General features: G+C 32.5%; 2 protein-coding genes. Both read right to left on the bottom strand.

Annotation, left to right across the window (positions count from 1 at the left end; genetic code table 11):
• Positions 1-592 precede the first annotated feature (592 nt).
• Entirely contained in the window at positions 593-1,903 is a 1,311-nt protein-coding gene (locus UMM65_RS17570) for a metal-dependent hydrolase (protein ID WP_321978479.1), read from the bottom strand.
• Positions 1,900-2,196: a hypothetical protein gene (locus UMM65_RS17565; RefSeq protein ID WP_321978477.1), complete on the bottom strand. Its 297-nt coding sequence runs from the start codon at positions 2,194-2,196 to the stop codon at positions 1,900-1,902. The genes UMM65_RS17570 and UMM65_RS17565 overlap by 4 nt, the downstream gene beginning before the upstream one ends.
• Positions 2,197-2,366: the final 170 nt, after the last annotated feature.

Genomic DNA, 2,366 nt, shown 5'->3' with positions numbered 1-2,366 from the left:
CTTGCTTTGAGCATTCATAAGAGCCTTTAGTTCTGATTCACTCTCTTTAATGTGTAAGTCTATTTGTTTTGCCATAAGGCAATTTACAAATAATTGAGTAAATTAACAAGAGAAATGGTATTACACGGTTCAAGAAACGAACGGACTTTGCCGACCGAAGGTGAGGCAGAGAAAGTGGTGCAAGGCAAATTTCCAATTTGACGGCACGTTTTTGTATGGGGATAATGTTTTGTAAGAACACCGATTAACCTGTTAGCGTGGAGTGCAACGGAACTGGAACGACCTACGGGAGCGAGGGTGAAATATTATTGTGAATCTCTAATATAAAGGTTATCTAGATTTTTATTGTGTGGTTTGAGAATGCTCTTGTTAGTTCAATAATATTTGTTCTTCATTAGACGTTTTTAACCCCTCCGTCCTTCATTCTTGTTAAATCATTTCATATTTCTACTGGACACCTCCCCTTGAATGAGGGGAGGAGTTTAGATTTTGACTTCAATATGGCTTTAGAATAAATCCCTCCTTTTCCTACAAAAGTCGGAATCCACCTACCTTTGATTAAAGGGAGTAGCTTCACGTAGTACTTAAAATATTATTTATTACTTGGGAGTTTGAAAAATAGTATTTCACCTGAAAAATAAATGTTTGGATTCACTTCTTTGTTTAGTAATTTTTTTAATTCATCATTGAGCTTAATCAATGTTTTAGAACTTTTTGGAAAAGCTGATTCCAAATAGCTTTCGAGTTTAATTATTTGATTTTGTGTTTGATTGTATTCAAAGCTATTTAGGGAATCGTTTTGAAGTTTATTCTTCAGGAGTTTTAATTTGGATCTGGAATGGTAATATTTAAAATTGCTGTATTGTAAGTTATCTTCTTCAAGTCCAATTTTATATTGTAGTTCGGTTATTTGAAGTTCTAATTTATGGTTTAAGCTATCTATATATGATGACACAAAATGTAGATTGAATTCATTCTGAAAGTCGAAATAGGTTGCATGATTTAATTTTTCTTTTGTAATTACCTCAACTTGTTGGTTAGCGAAAATCTTTCCTTCAGCAATGAATTTATTTGAAAGTAAATTGTTTAAACTGTCTATTGAAATATTATCGAAATTGAGCGTATTCACAGATAAAACTTCTTTCGTTTTCTTTGGTTTTAAGGAATTTATTATTTGTCCTTGTCGGTCGTCTGACAAATGAATTAGGGTATCACCTAAAATATAACATTGGAATAAATCGGCATAGATTAAATAACCCTTTCCCTTATAATTATTTTGAAATACGTTAAAATCGTAAGTCACATCCAATAAAGTATTTGAATTTTCAAACTCACGATGGAGATGGGTTATATCATTGAATTTCTTATTATAGGTAAACCAGAAACCGTCTTTAAAAAGGTCTTGTAAAAATATGGTTGACAATGAGAATATAAAGAGTACTATTCCCTCTTGTTTCATATTGCCAGTACGAATTCTTAGTTCTACATTGGCAGGAATGACACAGGGGTTACGATAAAAAGGATAGAATAATGGTATCCCTTGAATGGTAAACATATCCAATAAAAAATGAGAGAAAATAGCAAAAAAGACAATTAATGACAATTGGTGATTATCATTTCCAAAGACTTGAAAATGTTCTAGCATATAGACTATTGTCGTTATTGCAAGTAAAAACAATGCACTATGTGTAACAGTACGATGGCCAAATTTTACGCTAATCCATTTTGCCAGTGGATATACGCTTTTGCCGATGATACTTTTGGTGTGGTCTATGTCTGGTAATAAACTGCAAATGACCGTTGTTGTAATGAACATGGGATTCTCGAAAATATTGGTGTTCCAAAGAGAACAAAAAATACCTGTTATCACGATTCCCCCGGCTATATGATTGGGTGTTGTCATTTATCATTTCTTAGTTGATAATGATTGTTATCTAACTCTTTGATTTCACCCATTAAAATTCCGGTATATGATACTTGACTTAAATAAACTTGTTTGACCACAAACATTTGAGGTTTTATTCTAAGTGCTGTATCATCAAGAATAATCTTATCACCCATCGAAGGTTTTTTAGAGATTTGTAGTTGACCTATTTCTTTATCATTTTGATCAATTAATCTAAACTTAAAAAATAAGTGATCCGTGTGTTCTGCTACAATTCCATAAACTGTGTTGTAAATCCATTTTTTGTACATGATGTTTTGTTTTTAATTAATACTTTGTTGGTATAGTTGATATTTGTTCAAGACCCCTCCGTTAACCCCTCCGTCCTTTATGTTTACGTGAGAATTAATGTTTTCTGCCGGACACCTCCCCTTGAAAATAAGGGGAGGAGCTTTGAATTCTACTTCTGTTTATAACTGTG

The organism is Aureibaculum koreense, from assembly GCF_034296135.1.
GTDB lineage: Bacteria > Bacteroidota > Bacteroidia > Flavobacteriales > Flavobacteriaceae > Aureibaculum.
The sequence above is the reverse complement of the archived record's forward strand: the minus strand, read 5'-3'. Positions and strand labels throughout refer to the sequence as shown.